This window comes from Candidatus Formimonas warabiya (assembly GCF_002777255.1).
Taxonomy (GTDB): Bacteria; Bacillota; Dehalobacteriia; order Dehalobacteriales; family Dehalobacteriaceae; genus Formimonas; species Formimonas warabiya.
Map to the genome: position 1 here is coordinate 4,560,243 of NZ_CP017634.1, position 18,339 is coordinate 4,578,581.

Annotated in this window: 18 protein-coding genes and 1 pseudogene; 7 read left to right on the forward strand and 12 right to left on the reverse strand. The window is 46.7% G+C overall.

Annotation, left to right across the window (positions count from 1 at the left end):
* Positions 1-147 precede the first annotated feature (147 nt).
* The 5 genes from DCMF_RS20675 to DCMF_RS20695 all read right to left on the reverse strand — a co-directional run bounded on the left by DCMF_RS20675 (position 148) and on the right by DCMF_RS20695 (position 4,614).
* Positions 148-897, reverse strand: a complete 750-nt coding sequence (locus DCMF_RS20675; RefSeq protein ID WP_148136179.1) for a MerR family transcriptional regulator — start codon at positions 895-897, stop codon at positions 148-150.
* 156 nt (positions 898-1,053) lie between these two features.
* Entirely contained in the window at positions 1,054-1,689 is a 636-nt protein-coding gene (locus tag DCMF_RS20680; protein ID WP_148136180.1) for a DUF2271 domain-containing protein, read from the reverse strand.
* A 52-nt stretch (positions 1,690-1,741) separates the two neighbouring features.
* Positions 1,742-3,010 carry a DUF362 domain-containing protein gene (locus DCMF_RS20685; RefSeq protein WP_148136181.1) on the reverse strand — a complete coding sequence of 423 codons (1,269 nt, stop codon included), beginning with the start codon at positions 3,008-3,010 and terminating at the stop codon, positions 1,742-1,744.
* A gap of 43 nt (positions 3,011-3,053) precedes the next feature.
* Positions 3,054-3,959 (reverse strand): permease, encoded by a 906-nt coding sequence (locus DCMF_RS20690; protein ID WP_148136182.1) that lies wholly within the window; start codon positions 3,957-3,959, stop codon positions 3,054-3,056.
* Positions 3,960-4,191: 232 nt separating this feature from the next.
* Complete coding sequence (locus DCMF_RS20695; RefSeq protein ID WP_148136183.1) at positions 4,192-4,614, reverse strand: MerR family transcriptional regulator; 423 nt, start codon at positions 4,612-4,614, stop codon at positions 4,192-4,194.
* Between the two features lie 204 nt (positions 4,615-4,818).
* Between DCMF_RS20695 and DCMF_RS20700 the strand changes: the two genes are divergently transcribed.
* On the forward strand, positions 4,819-5,967 hold the full coding sequence (locus tag DCMF_RS20700; RefSeq protein ID WP_148136184.1) for an aldo/keto reductase: 1,149 nt from the start codon (positions 4,819-4,821) through the stop codon (positions 5,965-5,967).
* Positions 5,968-6,046: 79 nt separating this feature from the next.
* Here DCMF_RS20700 and DCMF_RS20705 read toward each other — a convergent pair whose 3' ends face one another.
* The gene (locus DCMF_RS20705; protein ID WP_148136185.1) at positions 6,047-7,063 is read right to left on the reverse strand and encodes a patatin-like phospholipase family protein; all 1,017 of its coding nucleotides are present in this window, start codon (positions 7,061-7,063) and stop codon (positions 6,047-6,049) included.
* Positions 7,064-7,313: 250 nt separating this feature from the next.
* On the opposite strand from DCMF_RS20705, the gene DCMF_RS20710 reads away from it, so the two are divergent.
* On the forward strand, positions 7,314-7,490 hold the full coding sequence (locus DCMF_RS20710; protein WP_148136186.1) for a helix-turn-helix domain-containing protein: 177 nt from the start codon (positions 7,314-7,316) through the stop codon (positions 7,488-7,490).
* Between the two features lie 203 nt (positions 7,491-7,693).
* Here DCMF_RS20710 and DCMF_RS20715 read toward each other — a convergent pair whose 3' ends face one another.
* The 5 genes and pseudogenes from DCMF_RS20715 to DCMF_RS20735 form a co-directional block, all read right to left on the reverse strand.
* Positions 7,694-8,266, reverse strand: a complete 573-nt coding sequence (locus DCMF_RS20715; RefSeq protein ID WP_148136187.1) for a manganese catalase family protein — start codon at positions 8,264-8,266, stop codon at positions 7,694-7,696.
* Between the two features lie 12 nt (positions 8,267-8,278).
* Positions 8,279-8,530, reverse strand: coding sequence for a spore coat protein CotJB (locus tag DCMF_RS20720; RefSeq protein ID WP_148136188.1), 252 nt, complete (start codon positions 8,528-8,530; stop codon positions 8,279-8,281).
* A 483-nt stretch (positions 8,531-9,013) separates the two neighbouring features.
* A pseudogene (locus tag DCMF_RS20725) lies at positions 9,014-9,730 on the reverse strand (amino acid ABC transporter ATP-binding protein); the annotation flags it as partial.
* Positions 9,731-9,744: 14 nt separating this feature from the next.
* Complete coding sequence (locus tag DCMF_RS20730; protein ID WP_148136190.1) at positions 9,745-10,446, reverse strand: amino acid ABC transporter permease; 702 nt, start codon at positions 10,444-10,446, stop codon at positions 9,745-9,747.
* Positions 10,446-11,270, reverse strand: coding sequence for a transporter substrate-binding domain-containing protein (locus DCMF_RS20735; RefSeq protein WP_148136191.1), 825 nt, complete (start codon positions 11,268-11,270; stop codon positions 10,446-10,448). Before DCMF_RS20735 ends, DCMF_RS20730 begins: the two co-directional genes overlap by 1 nt.
* Before the next feature lie 250 nt (positions 11,271-11,520).
* On the opposite strand from DCMF_RS20735, the gene DCMF_RS20740 reads away from it, so the two are divergent.
* The 4 genes from DCMF_RS20740 to DCMF_RS20755 all read left to right on the forward strand — a co-directional run bounded on the left by DCMF_RS20740 (position 11,521) and on the right by DCMF_RS20755 (position 15,592).
* Positions 11,521-12,417: a YegS/Rv2252/BmrU family lipid kinase gene (locus tag DCMF_RS20740; RefSeq protein ID WP_148136192.1), complete on the forward strand. Its 897-nt coding sequence runs from the start codon at positions 11,521-11,523 to the stop codon at positions 12,415-12,417.
* A gap of 191 nt (positions 12,418-12,608) precedes the next feature.
* Positions 12,609-13,424, forward strand: coding sequence for an NAD(+) diphosphatase (gene nudC / locus DCMF_RS20745; protein WP_148136193.1), 816 nt, complete (start codon positions 12,609-12,611; stop codon positions 13,422-13,424).
* 160 nt (positions 13,425-13,584) lie between these two features.
* Positions 13,585-14,502, forward strand: coding sequence for a UDP-N-acetylmuramate dehydrogenase (gene murB / locus DCMF_RS20750; RefSeq protein ID WP_148136194.1), 918 nt, complete (start codon positions 13,585-13,587; stop codon positions 14,500-14,502).
* Positions 14,503-14,521: 19 nt separating this feature from the next.
* Positions 14,522-15,592 (forward strand): uroporphyrinogen decarboxylase/cobalamine-independent methonine synthase family protein, encoded by a 1,071-nt coding sequence (locus DCMF_RS20755; RefSeq protein WP_148136195.1) that lies wholly within the window; start codon positions 14,522-14,524, stop codon positions 15,590-15,592.
* 182 nt (positions 15,593-15,774) lie between these two features.
* Here DCMF_RS20755 and DCMF_RS20760 read toward each other — a convergent pair whose 3' ends face one another.
* A complete protein-coding gene (locus DCMF_RS20760; RefSeq protein WP_148136196.1) occupies positions 15,775-16,335 on the reverse strand; it encodes a nitroreductase family protein in 561 nt (186 codons plus the stop codon).
* A 499-nt stretch (positions 16,336-16,834) separates the two neighbouring features.
* Here DCMF_RS20760 and DCMF_RS20765 point away from each other — a divergent pair, with 499 nt between their 5' ends.
* Positions 16,835-18,253, forward strand: coding sequence for an S-layer homology domain-containing protein (locus tag DCMF_RS20765; protein WP_214658781.1), 1,419 nt, complete (start codon positions 16,835-16,837; stop codon positions 18,251-18,253).
* Positions 18,254-18,339 lie beyond the last annotated feature (86 nt).

Here is an 18,339-nt window from a genome sequence, read left to right on the forward strand (position 1 = left end):
TATAATTGCATGATATATAATTGCAGGAGCACTTGCTTTAATTCAAAAAATGTTAGAAAGATCATGTCAAGGGACCTGTCCCCGTGACATTGTTGAATGACAGCGAGCCGAAACCGGCTCGCTGTCCACTTATCTGTTCAAGCAATATTAAACATGATTCGCCGCATACTGTTCCGCAACAGCCATTAAATAATAGCTTAAACCGATTTGATGAGATTCCAGCATGTCCCGGTGAAAATCATCCTGGGATAAGAATTTTACGGAGGCAAGATATCCTTTTGCATCCATTTCAGTTCCCTGGCGGTGCAAAAAGGCAAGATGTGCCGAGACGGCTTTCTGTACCTTTTCGTCATAAATAGGAAGCCTATTTTTCAGCGCTGCCGCCATGGTATTCATAAAATCTTGCGCTTCCGCCGCTTTTTCATTCAGTTCCTGGGGCTTGATTTCATTCTTTTCCAACAGGTTATAGTTGTACTTCTCTTTCAGGTATTCATTCTGTGCTGCCAGGGCCTTTTCCCACCCCTGTTTATCAAAACCTTGAAACATATCCTGCATGGGCATCATTTCTCCTTTCATCGCTGAATGAATCGATTTTGCGATTGTTCTAAGCAGGCAGTCAATCCTCTGCTTTCGCGCGCAAAGCAGTTCTTGCTGCCCCTTTAGGCACATCACCCGGTCGGATTCACTCTTCAGGGCTTTTTTAATATCATCGAGAGAAAAATCAAGCTCCCGGTAAAAAAGAATTTGCTGCAGCCGCATCAGCTCCTTTTCCCCATACAGGCGGTAGCCGGCATCCGTCACCCTGCATGGCAGAAGCAAACCGATCTTGTGGTAGTAATGAAGGGTTTTAATGGTAACGCCCGTCATGTTGGCAACTTCTTTCACCGTGTACTCCATGATTTTTCACCCCGTACAATGATGATAAACCCTTACCTCAGAGGAGAGTCAAGGATATTTTAATTATATCGTATCTATTTTCGGTTACTACAGTTTCATTCGGAGAGAATCCCTCCCAGTGCAAAGGGATAGGGGAGCCCCTTGCGAATCCCCTGCTTACGGAAGATAAACGGCCTCAACCGGACCAATCATATCCTTGTTTTTTTCATCCTCTGAACTGTATTCTGCCGTTGCAGTGACAGGGGATTCCTGGGTTTCCCCCACAGCAATCGTCCCGCTGTATAGCACGTTGCTTTCCCAAAAAAGGGTGCCCTCCACAAAAAACCTGTATTCCCCGCCGGAGACAGGGTTGCCATTTTGATCGGCACAATCCCATGTGTATGTCAAATTACCCGATGGGGGTGTCGCTCCACTGACCTCATCGATGTCACCGGCGGGTGCCCCGGCTGGATTTGATCTCTGAACCCATGCGGCCAGAGCCTCTTTTCTGGAGTGATAGCCTCCCTGGGCGGTAAAATCCGTAACAAACAATGTCTTTACCAAAGTGCCTTCTTTATCTTCGATCCAGACCGCAAACTGATTACTGGCCACACCGGCCTGTCTCGCAAAGGGAAAGGATATTTCCACCTTCCCCAGAGAACCTTTCTGAACAGGAGGCGGGGTTTCACTGTTTTGGGAAACTGCTCCATCCGGGGCATGGGTTTCCTGGGACTGGGGAGGCTTTTCTGCCGTGCAACCCACGAGAAGAAAGCCCCACAGCATGACCAGGGAAAATATGATTTGTTTTTTCATCTGATGCACTCTCCTATCTTAAACAGGCGTTCTGTGACGTTCCTGCCCGGTGTTATTCGGCGATATGGACGGAAATTTTATCCTCATCCATGGTGGTCTGAAAACCGGCCTTTTGCAATTCTTCCATGGATAATCTCAGCCAATATCCGAAAGTGCCGGGCTCCGTTCCATCAGGACTCATGGATGGATAGCGTTTGTTGCCTGACTTGCGTGCCGCTTCCATGAGAATATTTTTGCTGGCCCAATAATCCAAAGCCACAGGATCGGTGCTGGCGAGGATCATGTTTGTTTCCACTGCCCTGGAATAAGGCGCGTTAGGGCCTCCGTCGGGAGTAACCCAAATGGCATCCAGGATGTTGAGTACCGGAATCCGGGTGAGGGCCATCTGGGTCCCCATGGCGCCTCTGCCGATGTTGTTGTGTGCGGCGCCCCGGGTAAGTGTGTAAGAGGCTGTGCCCATATATTTCTTGATCGCTGCTGTGACCTGATAAATCCCGTGAGACTTTAATACGGGAACACTGATCACTTTCAGAGCAGCGGCATCATATTGCTTTGTGTCCTTGTTCCAGATCCCTTTTTTGAAGCTTACCTTTGTGCCATATTTTGTGGTAAATTTTGCATATGTAATTTGAATTCCTGTACTTTGCTTCTGATCCTCCAGTACGAAGCCGTTTTCATCATCCCCTGTTTCGAACTCCGATACCTGGTTGCCGGTAAATTCATCCCATAATACGCCCGAAATGGCATAACCCTGCCCGGCAAAAAAATCGACCACATCCAGGACGGACTGCTTCCTGTCTTTGGAATTCGCCTTTTCCCAATCAAGGCTGCCCCCGTTGCCTGCGGAACCATATTGACCCTGTCCGTTATCCGCGATAATGATTTCTCCCTGAAAGGTATCCGGGTGTTGAATGATGGCTTGAATAATGGATTTCAGCAAATCCGTATTGGTGCCGCCCCGCTCTGCCCATTGGCAATTTATCTCTAAAAGAACCACATCGTGGGCACCAATGAAACCTTCTGCCGAATTTTCCTTTTTGTAAAAGGAAAGACCCTTGCTTTGCATCAGGGAGAGCAATTTTTCAAAGCCGTCATCTGTGCCGTCGGTATTTTTTTGTACGAATACCGTAGAAACGGCACCTGTTTCCTGGGGCGTTTCGGGCGGAGTGCCGGATGACTGCTGTGCGCCTTCCACGGCTGGAGGTGGCGTATCCGTCCCGCTGTTAGGCAAACTGTCCTTTGACGGGCTGCACCCGCTGAAAACCCCCAGAGCTGGAAGGACAAGCAGGATACACAGAAAAATCCCTTTGGGTATATTCATCTTTTCTTCACCTCCTTTTAATTTTAAATACTGAATAACATTATTATGGCAAAAAATTAAAAACAAACTCTGTGGCTAGCCCCGCAAAAACGGCAAACAGCAGATTATAGGCGATATAAAAGACAAAATGCCGTGTGCCGAGAATGGACTTTACGGCACTCAGATTTGTGAGCTTTGTAGAGGGGCCGGAAACCATAAACGCAACTGCGGAGCCGGGACTCATTCCCGCTTCCAGCCAGGCCCTGAGCAAGGGGATGGTTCCGCCGCCGCACAGGTATACCGGCACACCTGCGGAAGCCATGAACAGTACACTCAGCCCCTTGTTTTGCAGAAACAGAGCGTCCATGGCCTGCTGGGGAAAATACCGGTCGAACAATGCGGTAAGCACAATTCCGATCATCAAATAAGGCGCTGTAATCCGCATAGACTTACCGAGATCTTTCAGGAAGCTTTTTTTGCCCGTATTTTTGCCGGCGCCGGTATCGTCCGCAAAGCTTTTCAAGTCAAAAAAGTCCTTTCCCTGAAAGAATACAAAGACAAGGGCTCCGGCCAACATACCCCCTGCCACGCTGAAAAAGAGCCGCAGGAGGGCCAGGGGCATGCCAAGGGCAAAACTGATCAGAAATAAGTTGGGATTGAGCAGGATGGAACTGATCATAAAGGTGGCCAGGATGTATTGGGGAACTTTCTCTTTTCCTAAAACCCCAACGGGAAGGGTCCCATACATGCAGACAGGAGAGGCCACGCCCAGCATCGCTGCCAGGAGCGCCTGAATAAAACTGTATCTTTGGCTTTTGATGCGGGCGGCCAGTTGGGTAATGCTTTTTGACGCATATACGGACAGAATTGAACCGAGCAGTGTTCCGGCCAACCAGTAGGGAAGGATCTGTCTGATCTGGATCATAACCAGGTCCAGCAGGATCTGTAATTCATAAACCAGCTTTGCCATAGCATTTTTTCACATCCTTCCTTCCACATGTCAAAGGCATGTCGAGGGGACAGGTAGAGACCACCATGTCAAGGGGACAGGTCCCTTGACATAGAGATCCATTACAGGATTTATTTTATATGGATGCTGTATCGTGCAAGAAAAGGAAAGGAAGAGCCGATAAGGCTTCTGAGAGAAATCAAATCTTCATAAGTGCAGGGATACTTGCCTTAAAACACAAACGGTAAGAAAATCATGTTGTCAAGGGACCTGTCCCCTTGACATTCATGACATTACAGTTCAAGTTTTTTTGACTGGGGTCCGCGATGTGATCGTAATATTTCAATTTTTTATTTACCAGCTTGAGCAGGCCCTGGTATTCCTTAATATGGTTTTCAATGATCTCTTTCTGGCGCAGAATGATCTGACGCCTTTCCGGGATCGTATCTTTGCCGAGGCGGCACAGGTCGACATACTTCTTGATATAAGCGATGGACATGCCTGTGGCTCTCATACAACAAATAAGATGAAGCCATTCCAGGTCAACATCGCTATAGGTTCTAGTCCCGTTCGGGGTACGGTGGATAGAAGGTAAAAGCCCCTCTTTTTCATAATAACGCAGGGTATATGGGGAGATATTAAATCGTTGGGACACCTCTTTGATGGAATAATTCATAAGCTTTTCCCCCTTTGAAAAAGTATCGGTGGATTTCGTTGCATACGGGCCGAATAATTTATTTCTGACATTTTAGAAGCGAAAGGATATTCTAAGCAATCATATTTTAACACTTTTTTATTGACTTAGAGTTTACTCTAAATTATATACTAAAAATGTTTATGAAAATAGGGTTTTGAGTAATTTTGCATTGGAGGAATCATCATGTTGTACAGAGATTTTGGAAAGACGGAGGAAAGGGTTTCCATATTAGGCTTTGGCTGCATGAGGCTGCCTGTTACGGGCAGCGATCCGACGAACATTGATGAAGACGCGGCCATAAAAATGATGCACTATGCCATTGATCGCGGGGTAAATTATGTGGATACGGCCTACCCTTATCACGGTGCCGGTTTTAATCAGGGGGGAGCAAGCGAGCCTTTGGTTGCGAAAGCCTTGAAGAATGGGTACCGGGAGCGGGTTAATCTAGCAACGAAGCTGCCCAGCTGGCTGATCAAAACAAGATCAGATATGGACAAATACTTGAATGAGCAATTGGAACGCCTGGAGACGGATACCATTGATTTCTATTTAGCCCATTCACTGAATGCCAATGTTTGGCCGGTCTTAAGAAAAGCCGGCATCACTGAATTCTTTGATCAAGCGATCAAAGACGGCAGAATCAAATATGCCGGTTTTTCTTTCCATGACCAGGTAAACTTGTTCAAGGAAATCGTCGATGATTACGACTGGTCCTTCTGCCAGATTCAGTATAATTATCTGGACGAAGATTTTCAGGCGGGCAAAGAGGGCTTGGACTATGCCGCGAAAAAGGGTCTAGGTATTGCCATTATGGAACCTCTCAGAGGCGGTAATATTGTTAATCTGCCCAAGGAGGCAAAAGCGATTATGGACCGGGCCCATGTGCAGAGATCAGCGGCGGAATGGGGCTTGCGCTGGGTATGGAATCATCCGGAAGTATCCCTGGTCTTGAGCGGGATGACAACCATGGATCATGTGGTGGAAAATGTTAAGGTGGCCCAGGACGCAGAGCCACATGCATTAACAACAGATGAATTAGAAATGTTTGATCAGATTAAAAAGGTTTTTCAAGAAAAAATAAAGGTGAATTGTACGGCTTGCGGGTATTGTATGCCCTGTCCCGCTGGGATCAATATTCCCAGATGCTTTTCCATCTATAATGACCATTGGGTTTTTGACGGTTCCCCTTTAGCAAAGAAGAGCTATGCGGTGATGTCGAAAATGTCGACTCCTCCGTCCAAATGCGCGGAATGCGGCAAATGCGAAAGCCATTGCCCCCAAGGCATTGCCATTCCTCAGGAATTGAAAAATGTCACGGCAATTTTTGAATAGAAAATCAATTTTTGCAGACAAAGGCACAGGAGCCTGCCGGATGCAAATCCACACAGACAGGCTCCTGTGCCGATTTTTTTCAGATCAGATAATTCCGTGACTTGAAGTAATTATTCGCCGCGGCGTAGCCTTGCTGGTAGAGAAAACGATATGTCTGATCGTTGGGGCTGATATTAAAATCTACCGCACTGATATCATTGGTGTAAATCTCAATGGACCGGGCCGCGTCCGCAGGGCTGTTTCTGTACATGTCCTGCTGAACCTGGAGAAACGTTAGGACCAGATTCGTGATAAATCCCAAAAAGCTGGTTATCTCCGTATATTTTATCTCGCTTCTGAATCTGGCACCTAATGTTTGCGCGTTTACCCCGTACAGAAATTGCTCCTGTATGTTGATGGCGTCAAAAAGGTTTATCGGGTAATTCCTGGTTACCCCTCCGTCAGAAAAAATATTCAGCAAGGGATGACGGTTGATTTCATAGTCGGTGACTTTGATGGCTTCAAAAAAAAGAGGAATGGACATAGAAATCCGCACCGCTTCGGCGACTTCCATATTCGGGGTCGTTTCATAGGAGAAGACTTTTGACATCCTGCTGGAAATATCGGTGCCAATCACATACAAATCTAAAAAGGGCCTATTTCCTTTATGGATACCGGGGTCTTTAAAATCGGCGAAAGTATAGGGAGGAAGCTTTTTGGATTTGTCGAATTGGTAGGAGATCTGTTCTTGGATCCAATGATAAAAATACTGGCTGGAGTACCAGCCGTAGTCCGTGATTAATCGATAGGTACAATCAAGATCCCCAAATACTTTTTCCCATTCTTTTTTGACGGGGCCCGGGATGTTTTTTAGATCGGGATGCTCCTCTTTTTCCGGTATTTTTCGATAATCTAAGGAATCGGCAATTTCTTTTAATTCCTCAAAGGGTAAATTGAAACTGGTGATGCACGCCGTGATGGCGCCTGCAGACGCTCCCGCAACTCTGTTTACCTTTTGCAGAATACCGCATTGAGTTAAAAAATCCAACACGCCTAAATAGGCTATCCCTAAAACACCACCGCCTTCAAAAACTAAATTTTTAATGGTATAAAACATGCTGTCACCCCCATATGTACTTAACTACAGTATATTCACGGGTAAGTTTCACAAGAACAGGAGGGTGGGGAAGGAGCTCCCAGAGAAATAGCTAAAAACCCAAGTTCTGGATTCAAAAGGACAAATATTTTTGATATAATTCGGTTAGGATAGATCATGGTAAGATCGTTTGGAAACACCAAACCGGGAAACACCAAACCGGGAAACACCAAACCGGGAAACACTGAATAAATAATGAGGAGGAAGAAGAATGGGTACGCAAGATTTAGTGTTAAAAACCTTAGCGGAAAGTGAAGCTCCTTTAAAACCGGGAGAAATCGCCCAAATTGCCGGCATTGATCAAAAGGAAGTTGAAAAGGCCATCAAAGCATTAAAAAATGAGGGTAAGATTACCTCGCCCAAGAGATGCTATTACTCAATCGTTTAAGGGGTGCCGCTTGTCTCTGAGACGGATGAACGGGACCCTGACAAGGGAATGGAATTAAAGAAGATTCAGGGACAGGGAATTGTCCGGGGTAAAGCCAAGGGGACAAGCCCCTGTTCTTTTTATTTCCTTCCTGGGAGTCATTCGAGGATGCTATTCAAACAAATGAAAACCCTTAAGCAACGGTGCTTAAGGGTTTTTCATTTTTAATATTGTTCTTTGTTCTGCATCTGTTCCTGCATAAACTGTAAAACTTCCCCAAAACGTTGAAAATGGACGATTTCCCGCTCCCTAAGAAATTTTAAAACATCAATCACGTCCGGATCATCTGTTAAACCGATTAAATGTTCATAAGTTGCCTGCGCTCTTCTTTCTAACGCCAAATCGGATTGAAGATCGGCGATTTCGTCTCCCAGGGTGCTGATATATTGGGCAGACCAGGGAACGCCGTTGGCATCAAAATAAAAGAGGCCATGATCAAGTTGGGCATACCAGCCGCCCAGACCGGCGGCCTCCATTTCCTGGGGAGAGGCGTTTTTAATTAATTTATGAATCAATGTCGCAACTATTTCCAAATGGGCTAACTCTTCCGTACCGATATCTGTTAAAATTCCTTTTGCCTTGTCCGTAGATACACTGTACCTTTGATTGAAATACTGCAAAGCGGCCGAAAGCTCCCCGTCCGGCCCGCCGTACTGGGTTACTAAAAATTTAGCCAATTTTACGTTCGGTTTACTCACCCGCACCGGATACTCCAATTTCTTTTCATAGATCCACATATGCGTATTCTCCTAGACTTCCCATGGCCAAGGGGAGGAAATCCACTGCCAGGGCGACTTGCTCCGGGAGAAACCAAAATTCACCAAGGGTCCGTACATCTTCTCATAAGCTTTTTTCGACTTGTTTAATTCCCGGGTTGCCAAGTTATAAATATCTACGGCATTTTTATCTTCCGGGTGCGTGTCCAGAAAAAGGTTTAACTCAATAGCGGTAAATTCTAGTACCTGGATTTTACGCAAAGCTTCGGATTGACTTTGCTCCATTTATGAAACCTCCATTAACCCAAAGGTTTCCTTTTTATTCTTGCTAATGCAGTATATGCATCTTTTTAACTTTTTGTTACGGATATCCCATGGAGGTTTTCCTTAAGGCGGGAGAGACTATAATTTCAGCTCAAATACGTTTTGGCCGTTTTCTCTCCGGTATTCGACAGATTTTGTAAAGCCTTTGATGAGCAGCACACTCATTTCATCAAAGTCTGGGCTCTCAAAATGATTTTCCGGGGAGAAATTATCCTTAAACATAATTTCCTTGGAGTCGTCATTTTCGTTATAGCGAAGGAAGATGGCGATTCTTTCGTCGGATACCCGGCGTTTCATGAGATTTGTGACGTATTCCTCACAAATGAGCGTAATTTTGTTGGTTTCCCGCTTATTCATGTCATATTTTAAGCAATACTCGGTTACTTGTCTCAGAATTTCATATAAATCAATTTCCGACAGCTTATATTCACCGGAAAAGACTTTTAGTTTATTGATAAATATTTTTGTCTTTTCCCTTTGAGGACGTTCAAAAATATCCGACGGGGTACCGCTTTCATAGATCCCTTTTTCATCCATGTAGAATACTTTGGTGGCGACGTTTTTGGCAAAATTCATTTCATGGGTGACAATGATGCAGCTTAAACCGCTTCTCACCAGCTTGCGTATCACAGATAGGACCTCGTCCACCATCGTCGGATCAAGAGCCGATGTGGGCTCGTCAAATAGGATTACTTCCGGATGCATGGCGAGACAGCGGGCAATGGCTACCCTTTGTTTTTGTCCCCCGGAAAGCTGGCTGGGCAGATGGTCGGCCCGGTTGGCGATGCCGACCATCTCAAGATACTCTAAGGCGTCCCGTACGGCCTGTTCTTGGGAAAGCTTGAGCACCTTCATGGGAGCAAGAATCACATTCTCCAACACAGTTTTATGGGAAAACAGGTTAAATGATTGAAAGACCATCCCTAATTTTTGGCGCACGGCGTCAATATTCACACCCTTTTTCGTGATTTCCGCTGCGCCGATAAATATTTGCCCCGAATCAGGCTGTTCCAATAGATTGAGACAACGGATAAAGGTACTTTTGCCGCAGCCTGAAGGGCCGATAATGGCAATCACGGCACCGTCCTCGATATCTACGCTGATGTCCTTCAAAATCAGGTTATCCCCATAACTTTTAGATAAATTTCGTATGGAAATCATGATCCTTTTTCCCCCTATTTATTGATAAAATCCGCACGGCACAAATGCTTTTCCCGGTCCGCCAGCCGGAACAGAAGGCCGGAAACAGCTCCAATCAACAGATAGGCCACGGCGGTGATGACAATGGACAGATAGGGATCCATGGTACGGCTGGTGATCACCTGACTGGCTCTTGTCAAGTCATTGATGGCCAAAAAACCCACTAAAGAGGTTTCCTGCATTGTGATAATCAATTGATTTTTATAGACCGGCAGGGCATTCTTGATGGCCTGGGGAAGCACCACCAGCCGGAACACCATAAACGATGACATGCCCAAGGTTCTTCCCGCTTCTATCTCGCCCTTGTCCACAGTTTCAATGGCGCTGTACATGATGTCGCATATATAGGATCCGGTTTTGATGGCAAAAGCAAAAATTGCTAATGTAACAGTATCAATGCTGGTGTCGGCGAAAATTAAATAGGTGAAGATAATCAGCAGCACCAAGGTAGGCAGTCTGATAAACAGCGTCTTTAGCCAGATCACAGTCTTTGAAACGGTGCTGTTTTTGGAAAGTCTCAGCTTGCAGAACAATGCCCCGATCAGCGTTCCTAACAGAAAAGTCATGAACGTCAAATAGAGGGTCATGCCGAAGCCTTTGATTAAGAATAAATATCTGTCCTCATAAATCAGATTGAGGTAGACAGAATCCTTGATGCCTTGGATGAAGTCAGCCATTACTTTTCCTCCTTATTCACAATCAGGACAATGTCCTTTAAAAATACCGGGTCCGACATGGTGATGTGTCCGCCCATTTCCAAATCCTTGGCCAGCATGAGCGAGTCAGGACACAACATCATATCAACCAAACCGCTGCCCAGCTCGATCAGCATCTGATTCCAGCTCATATCGATCAGCTCCACTTTTGCGCCCAAACTGTTGGCAAAATGGGTAATCAACTCCACGTCGGCGCCCTCCCATTCACCTGTGGAGGCATTGATGTAGGATACCGGCTCCCAGCCGTCAAAGGCGGCAACCTTGAGCACTCTATCCGTCGTGACCACATTTTTCACCTTTTTGGCTTGATAGGGTGCGTACGCCGATGCTTCCACCCGTCTGAGCAGGTCGGCATACTCCTCAGTCTTCTTGAATTTTTGAATAAATTGGTTGAACTCAGGCAGAAACTCCTTTCTGTCCGAACTAAACATATAGCCGTACTCTATTTGATTCTTCGCATGCAGTGCAATCTTATAATCCGGCTCAATCCGGCAAAAGACATATGCCTCGTCCATTTCCATGGCAATGGCGTCAACACGGTGGAATTTTAAGGCCAACTGCATATCGGAATAGGCATCGTAGCGATAAATATCCAAGCCATAGTTTGCTGCCGAGAGAATATAATCCGTGCTGTACCCGATCATCGCAGCCACCTTTTTGCCTGCCAGGTTGTCCAGGGTAAGGGGCTCTCCGGTTGTTTTGGCGCAGCCGGCACACAGGAAACAAAGGAACAATAAAAGACAGATTTTTATGATCATGGGCTTCTTTAATTTCAATTCATTCATGATCCACCCCCAAATTTGTTGTTAATACACGGGTTTTCAAATCGCTTGGCAAATTATGATCATTTTACCATTCAATTTTACCATTTCATTGAATCCCTTGGTATCTTTTTATTCGACAAAATTTTTATGTCAGGGGGACAGGTCCCTTGACATAAGGAGGCCTTATTTGCTGCCTTCTCTTTTTAAATAAAAATGAGTATGTTAAAATAATAGGAGGGAAATTCTGGCATGAGAGAAAGGCGATGGCGGTATGGAAAAAATCCAATTGATCTATAATCCTTATTCAGGAACCCGGAAATTCCGCTATTTACTGGATTACACCATCAAAACCTTCCGGAAACAAGGTTATGAAATTCACCCTTACCGGACTTCCACCCCGGAGGATTTCGGAAAATTCATCATGAGAAAAGATTGCCAGGATTATCAGGGTGTTATTATCGCCGGAGGCGACGGTTCCGTAAATCTGGCCGTGAATGCTTTGCTTCAGGAAAAGAGGGACATCCCCTTGGGCATTATTCCGGCCGGTACAGCCAATGATTTCGCTACCTATTTAGGGATCCCCCTGGACCTGAGAAAAGCGATCAGCAGTCTCAGTTTGATGAGAACAAGACGGGTGGATGTGGGTTCTGTGAACCGCTGCTATTTCATTAATGTGTGCAGCGGAGGTTTGCTGACCAATATTTCCCAAAAAGTCGGTCTGGAATGGAAAAATTCATTGGGTAAAATTGCCTACTATTTGAAGGGAATGCAGGAGCTGCCCAATTTTAGAAGTATGAAGCTTCGCATTACATCTCCCCAAGGGAATATCACGGAAGATTTTTATTTTTTTCTGGTATTTAACGGGGGCGGCGCCGGGGGATTCACAAAGCTGGGCGGCCCGGCGGCGGTTGATGATGGGAAGCTGGATTTTGTCGGTTTGAAGGCGGTGAACCTGACCCAGTTACCGATCATTTTCCCGAAATTTATCCTAGGGGAACATATCAAGGATAAAAGGGTCATCTATTTCCAAACCAGTAATTTAAGCATTGAAAGGCTGGAGGAAGACAATAGCAACCCGGATACGGATGTGGATGGGGAGAAAGGGCCTGACTATCCCTTGCATATCTCCGTCTTACCGCGACGTTTGAAGGTAATTACCCCGTCCTGAGCAAAGAATCCTGCCCCCATGACAGGAAAAGGATGTGGTTTGTTCACCTGGACGTCAAGCCCGAAAGGAAATAAGGGATGTTTATAGTTCTACTTAGTATGATATATTAAAATCGGTTGGTAAGAGAGGCGTGTAGAAAGGGGAGCCCCATTGCTATACTGAATCAAGGAAGTTGAAAGAAGGACGGAGACATGAACTTTGTAGCAGAAACCGATGCCCTGCTTCCGGAAACAGGAGAAGAATTTTGTTTTGCCTTTGCAAACAAAATGCTGTTGACGAAAACACTGGATCATCAGGTGATCATCCCGCGCATGCATGATCTTTCTTCCTTCCGGAAGGAAATGATCCGGAAACAATATCTGGGCAGATTGGACGGGTGTCCCTGCTATTCGGCGGAATTGCCGGAGCATCTTTCGGCTCCTGAGGGAATGACCTTTTATGATTTGCGCGGGCTTTATGGCTTGGTGGAAGATACCTGGTTCGCACTGGCAGGCCGGGCGATTCAGATCATGAACTGGGACCGTACCCATTTGTACTGCGGACATTGCGGGGCACCGGTGGAAAAAAGAACCGGTGAATATGTCAAAGTCTGTCCCCGCTGCGGCCAGTTTTATTATCCCCGGATCTCACCGGCGGTGATCGTGGCAGTGGTGAAGGAGGATCAAATTTTGCTTGCCCGCAGCAAACAAAGATCCTTTAAATTCTACAGTGTCCTGGCAGGCTTTGTGGAGCCCGGCGAATCCTTAGAGGAATGTGTGAAAAGGGAAGTCTGGGAAGAAGTAAATGTGCACGTAAAAAATATTCGCTATTTCGGCAGCCAGCCCTGGCCTTTTCCGGACTCGCTGATGATTGCTTTTACGGCCGAGTATCACCGGGGTGAACTTCAGGCGGATGGAAAAGAAATTCTGGAGGCCGGGTGGTTTTCCGCCCGGGATCTTCCTCCCATTCCCGGCAAGATCAGTATTTCCCGGAGCCTGATTGACTGGTTTAGAGCCAACCATCCCTAATATCCTTGGAAAATTTTCCTTCCCGGACTCCTTGATGGGCATAAATCATCCCATCATTCATAATTAATGAAGACGGAGGTCTTTTCCTTGGTAAACAGACTGGCCGACGGGCTGTTGGGACATACTATCAAATTATTACCGTTACATGGAGGAATATGGGATGAATCGTCAGGAAAAGGTTGTCGATTTTATTACCCGGAACCTGGTTGCGACCAAGACCGCTGTGCAGGTGGATATGAAAAATCATACCACCTTCAAAACAGGCGGGACGGCCGATTTAATGATTGAACCTCAAAGCATCTATGAATTGCAGCTTTTGATGAAATATATATTGAAAGAGAAGATTCCCTATCTTATTATCGGCCATGGCAGCAATGTGCTCGTTAGTGATAAAGGAATCAGAGAAGTTGTGATCAAAATCGAAAATAATTTATCAAGAATAAGCGTAGAAAATGAAAAAATTGATGCGGAAGCAGGAGCGTTACTGGCGGATGTGGCCAAAGAAGCGCAAAAGAAGGGATTGTCCGGATTGGAATTTGCCTGCGGCATTCCCGGTACGGTTGGCGGAGCCGCGGTGATGAATGCGGGCGCCTATGGAGGAGAAATAAAAGGTGTTCTAGAAGAAGTTCAGGTATTGACCGCCCAGGGGAAACTATTGATCAGAAAAGTGGAGGAGTTGGATCTGGGATACAGAAAAAGTATCATTCAGACCAATGGGGACATTGTCTTAAAGGCCAGGTTCAGCCTGAAAAAAGGCGATCCGAAAGAGATTGAAGACCTGATGCAAGAGCTGACCCGGAAAAGGGAACAAAGCCAACCGCTGGAGTATCCCAGTGCCGGCAGTGTCTTTAAAAGACCGGAAGGCTATTTCACAGGAAAGCTGATCCAGGATGCCAATTTGCGCGGGTATCAAATTGGCGGCGCCCAAGTTTCCCTGAAACATACCGGATTTATTGTCAATGCCCATCAGGCGTCGACAAACGATGTGCTTAATCTGATTAAGCATATTCAAAAAGAGGTTAAAAGGCTGTACAACGTTGAGCTGGAAACGGAAGTAAAGCTAATCGGTGAACAATAATCCTCAGGAGGAAAAAAGCATGAATTTCACGCCAAAGGGGCTGGCTACCGGTATGGGCAGTCTTCCCCACCAAGTACCGGATGAAGCCGTTCAATTTGTCTTTTCCTATTTCCCGGAGGTGCCCTATTGGCCCCAGTTGCCGAACAGGGGGGAGGCGGAAGGGTTTCTCATGCAGTTTATGGGGCCCCTTTTAAAAACCGGCTTAGTGGTGAATCGGGCAGGAAAGTATTTTCTGGATACAGAGGACAAGGATTGGACGGCCAAGCTCACCGATTTTTATGAACTGTATTTAGCCGCTTTAGAGAGCGACGAGACCGCCCTCAATTTTTTTAGTTTCCCGGAAGAATCGGCCTCCGGGTTTTATGCTTATGTGCGTTATCTGGAACAGAAGGGAACGGGTACAGCCCAATATCTCAAGGGTCAAATCAGCGGTCCTTTGACGGTTGGCTTGACGCTGACGGACCAAAATAAAAAGCCTGTTTATTATCATCCCCAAGGGCGTGACGTATTGATAAAAACCCTGGCCCTGCAAGGGTTAACTCAGGCCAAAATACTCAAACGGTTTGGACTGCCGGTGATGATCTTCGTAGATGATCCCAGCCTGAGCGCTGCCGGACAATCCTCCTACATTACCTTGAAAAAGGAAGAAATTATCCCTGAATTGAATAGCATTTATCAACCGATCAAAGAAGCCGGGGCAGTCACAGGCACCCATTCCTGTGCCGCCATGGACTGGTCCATCTTGTTGGAGTCGGGGGTAGATATTGTCAGCTTTGATGCCTATACCTATTTTCTTTCTCTGACCAGTTATCCGGATCTGATCAAAAGCTTTATGCACCGGGGCGGCGTTTTTGCCTGGGGGATCGTGCCTACAGTGCTGGAGCATTTAAACGATTTATCCGAAACAAATTTGTGGGACCGGTTGCAGCAGGATATGGATGATCTGGTGAAACGGGGCGTGGACAGCAAAAAGCTGAGCGAACAGAGTATGATTACTCCCAGCTGCGGAACCGGCACTTTATCGATGGATTTGGCAAGGCAGATTCATCGATTAACCAGAGACCTGAGTAAATTATGGCGCGGGCAATAAATCAGAGCTGTTTTCCCGCCACCCGGAAATAGGAAAGGGACAGGAACCTGCCCGGCTAAAATAAACCGGGAAGATTTCTCTCCCTCCATTGCTGAACAACCCCATCCCATGGGGACCCATTCATCAGCCTAACTTTTGGAGATGTGGTTTTTCGGAAATTCTCTGGGGGATGATCAGACGGATTATTTGATGATATGTACCGTACCTTCTTTTCGGGGAGCAGGAGCCGGTGACTCTCCGGCTTTATAACCGAAGGCAGCCGCGCCAACGGAAACATACCCTTCGGGAATACCCAGCTCTTTCTTTAATGCTTTGCCCTCTTCTGTGGAAAATACGTAGTTCATGGCATGAATCCAGCAAGAACCAATCCCTAACGAATGAGCGGCAAGAAGCATATTTCCCAAGGCCAGGCTGCCGTCATTTTGGGGGGCAATGGCATTCGCCTCCCCGCAGACGATGATGAAGGTGGGGGCATGATAAAAAGGACTGAAGTTTTCCGCCTTTCCCCGTTCTTCCATATTCTTGACCCCGGACTTGAGAAAAACGGCCCGGCAGGTTCCGTTGATCTTTTGCAGCATTTCTTTGCTTTGGACGACTGTAATATGCCAGGATTGCTGATTCATGGCACTGGGGGCGAATTGCCCTGCTTCCAGGATTGACTGCACTTCTTCGTCTTTCAGCTGTTTCTGTTGATACTGCCGGATACTTCTTCTGGTTAAAATATTGTACAAGGTTTCGTTCATTTCTTTCTCTCCTTTTTCATGAAATTTTTTAGTAGTAACTGTTCTTATTTCCTTCTGAACAAGCGTTATTTCTTCCCTTGATCCCCGATCCCTGCCGCCCGCGTTCTACCGTCTTTTTCATGTTTTTGCCAGGCCGGCTCCCTCTATATCATAGCATTCTATAGGTAAAATATACATCGTGAAATATCATTGAACAAAATACCCTTCTTTTTTGCCTGCCCTATTTTCAGAAAAATTTTGCGTTGAAAAAGAGAAAAAGTATCTGAGTTTTTAGATGCATCCCCGGGACATAAAATCTCTTTTCCTTTCGAATATATAAAAAAGGGATTTTTGCATGAAAAGGGGCATCCAAAAGATCCGCAAAACACAATACAGGCAAACCGGTAGGATGCCTTATTTTTATATAGAGAGATATTTGGGAGAAGGGATGATCATCGTGAAAACTGGAATAGTACCTCTTGCAGCAGCAGCTTTGGTTTCAGTTTTGGGGGTTTTTTTCATGGCACCGGCAGCATTAGCCTCTCCCCAATACCAGCCCAGTGCCTGGTCGTCATCAAAAATAGAGATTGCCCAAACAGCAGGTCTCATCCCAGATGATTTTGATGCCCGGAAATTTACTGATCGAATCACCAGGAAAGATTTTTGTGCATTGCTGATCAACAGTTGCCGCATCTTTAAATATGCTCTGCCCGGTGTGCCTGAGTCCCATCCCTTTAGCGATGAGCAGGGTGCCAGTGTAGAACAGGCATATCTGTTGGGGTTAACACAGGGTACAGCCGACGGTGTTTTTGGTCCCGATTTGCCCTTGACCCGGGAGATGGCTGCCGTTATGTTCGGCAAGCTGCGCCTCCTTTTCCAGGCTGATGCGCCCTTGATGGACGAGCAGCAAGCGGCCCAAATCCTTGAGGATTATGCCCAGGATAGCAAGCAGCTTTCCGGATGGGCGCGCAGATACATGGCCGATGCCTATTCCCGGGGAATCATTGCGGGAACAGGTGACGGCACGTTAAATCCCAAAGACTATCTTACGCGGGAGCAGGCAGTGGTCTTACTGCTCAATTTACTGGCATACTGCGATGCATCCCGGCTCCGGGCGGCGGGGGTTACGGAATGCGTCCTGCCTGCCCCGTCGGGGATGCATATTTCCCCATTCTACACAAAAGGCCAGGTCAATCTCAGCTGGAATGAGATACCTTCTGCCTCCGCCTATGACATCAAGATATCCAAAAACGGAGCATTGGCTTATACCGCCCGGATCACCGATCATAGCCTGGATTTGCGGACAAGCACCACCGGGTCGGCTGATGCCGTCTTCGGCAGCGACAGGCAGACAGTTTATGCCGTTTTAGAGGTGGTACCGGTAAATAAAGACGGTGATCCTTCCGTGTTTTCCCTGAGACGGGAGTTTGTGGTTTTGCCGGCGGCCAGGGAACGTGAAATGACCTCCAGCGACCGGTCGGACCCCCGTGTGAGCGGCGCCGCTGAAGGTCGCGTCCGTCTGGCAAGTGTCGATGTTCCGGTCTGGCAGTTGTCGTCAACCGGGGCAAAAAAGCCGGCCACCATCACTTTGACGGTCCATCAGGATGTGGTAGAGGATGTGAAAAAAATATTCCAGGAGATTTACGAGGGAAAAGAAAAATTTCCCATCAAAAGCTGCTCCGGTTACTCCGACCGGGGAGGAACATCCCAGCACAACAGCGGCTTAGCCATTGATATCAACCCCGATGAAAATTATTTTGTGGCACGGGACGGCACCATCCAAGCAGGAAAGCTGTGGAAGCCGGGGGAAAATCCCTATTCTATTCCACCCGGGGGAGATGTGGTGAAAGCGTTCAACAAGTATGGCTGGCACTGGAGCCCGGACATGCACTGGTCCAATGGGGCCGACTATATGCACTTCAGTCTTAACGGCACCTAAAGCACCCCGCCCGGGCCAGGGCGATTGCGTCATAGAATATGCCGATTTCAAACGAGTGCAGAAATATGACATAGAAAAAGGCAAAA

Excerpts from the sequence above, each read along its gene's own strand:
- DCMF_RS20675 (WP_148136179.1), bottom strand. The coding sequence starts at position 897 with ATGGAGTACACGGTGAAAGAAGTTGCCAACATGACGGGCGTTACCATT.
- DCMF_RS20680 (WP_148136180.1), bottom strand. The coding sequence starts at position 1,689 with ATGAAAAAACAAATCATATTTTCCCTGGTCATGCTGTGGGGCTTTCTT.
- DCMF_RS20685 (WP_148136181.1), bottom strand. The coding sequence starts at position 3,010 with ATGAATATACCCAAAGGGATTTTTCTGTGTATCCTGCTTGTCCTTCCA.
- DCMF_RS20690 (WP_148136182.1), bottom strand. The coding sequence starts at position 3,959 with ATGGCAAAGCTGGTTTATGAATTACAGATCCTGCTGGACCTGGTTATG.
- DCMF_RS20695 (WP_148136183.1), bottom strand. The coding sequence starts at position 4,614 with ATGAATTATTCCATCAAAGAGGTGTCCCAACGATTTAATATCTCCCCA.
- DCMF_RS20700 (WP_148136184.1), top strand. The coding sequence starts at position 4,819 with ATGTTGTACAGAGATTTTGGAAAGACGGAGGAAAGGGTTTCCATATTA.
- DCMF_RS20705 (WP_148136185.1), bottom strand. The coding sequence starts at position 7,063 with ATGTTTTATACCATTAAAAATTTAGTTTTTGAAGGCGGTGGTGTTTTA.
- DCMF_RS20710 (WP_148136186.1), top strand. The coding sequence starts at position 7,314 with ATGGGTACGCAAGATTTAGTGTTAAAAACCTTAGCGGAAAGTGAAGCT.
- DCMF_RS20715 (WP_148136187.1), bottom strand. The coding sequence starts at position 8,266 with ATGTGGATCTATGAAAAGAAATTGGAGTATCCGGTGCGGGTGAGTAAA.
- DCMF_RS20720 (WP_148136188.1), bottom strand. The coding sequence starts at position 8,530 with ATGGAGCAAAGTCAATCCGAAGCTTTGCGTAAAATCCAGGTACTAGAA.
- DCMF_RS20730 (WP_148136190.1), bottom strand. The coding sequence starts at position 10,446 with ATGGCTGACTTCATCCAAGGCATCAAGGATTCTGTCTACCTCAATCTG.
- DCMF_RS20735 (WP_148136191.1), bottom strand. The coding sequence starts at position 11,270 with ATGAATGAATTGAAATTAAAGAAGCCCATGATCATAAAAATCTGTCTT.
- DCMF_RS20740 (WP_148136192.1), top strand. The coding sequence starts at position 11,521 with ATGGAAAAAATCCAATTGATCTATAATCCTTATTCAGGAACCCGGAAA.
- nudC (WP_148136193.1), top strand. The coding sequence starts at position 12,609 with ATGAACTTTGTAGCAGAAACCGATGCCCTGCTTCCGGAAACAGGAGAA.
- murB (WP_148136194.1), top strand. The coding sequence starts at position 13,585 with ATGAATCGTCAGGAAAAGGTTGTCGATTTTATTACCCGGAACCTGGTT.
- DCMF_RS20755 (WP_148136195.1), top strand. The coding sequence starts at position 14,522 with ATGAATTTCACGCCAAAGGGGCTGGCTACCGGTATGGGCAGTCTTCCC.
- DCMF_RS20760 (WP_148136196.1), bottom strand. The coding sequence starts at position 16,335 with ATGAACGAAACCTTGTACAATATTTTAACCAGAAGAAGTATCCGGCAG.
- DCMF_RS20765 (WP_214658781.1), top strand. The coding sequence starts at position 16,835 with ATGGCACCGGCAGCATTAGCCTCTCCCCAATACCAGCCCAGTGCCTGG.